Here is a 425-nt window from a genome sequence, read left to right as displayed (position 1 = left end):
TCAGCACGCCGCCGTTGATGCGCGTCCGGTGCTCCCAGCCGAGCGACAGCGTGCGCGCCGGCGTGCGGTCCAGCTTGACCCCGGCCCACGAATGCACGCCGTCCGGCAGGTAGCTGGCGTAGTGCGCGTCGAGCAAGGTGAGGGCGTACGTGAAGCGGTCGGCGCTCGTCGCGAGCACCTGGCCATCCGCTTCCAGGCCGCGGATCGACGCCGCGCCCGCATTCGTCGTCTCGTAGCGCGGCCGGCCGTTGATCACGACCTCATTCGACAGCTGCAGGTTGCGGTAGTCGTAGTGGAACACGGCCACGTTGAGTGTCGCGCGGCCGTCCCGGAAGCGGGTCTTCACGCCCGCCTCGTAGGCGCGCACGGTCTCGGGCCGGTACGTGAGGCTGGCGGCCGGCAGCGCGGTGGCGGCGGGGCAGCCG

1 protein-coding gene is annotated in these 425 nt (G+C 72.0%); it reads right to left on the bottom strand.

Annotated elements, in window-relative coordinates:
* Positions 1–425 (bottom strand): TonB-dependent receptor domain-containing protein (locus ACEN88_RS34365; RefSeq protein ID WP_413346879.1); only part of this gene is annotated, 425 nt, incomplete at both ends.

Source organism: Massilia sp. CT11-108 (genome assembly GCF_047302915.1).
GTDB lineage: Bacteria > Pseudomonadota > Gammaproteobacteria > Burkholderiales > Burkholderiaceae_D > Telluria > Telluria orientalis.
Note: the sequence above shows the minus strand (reverse complement) of the source record. Positions and strands in the feature narration are given on the sequence as shown.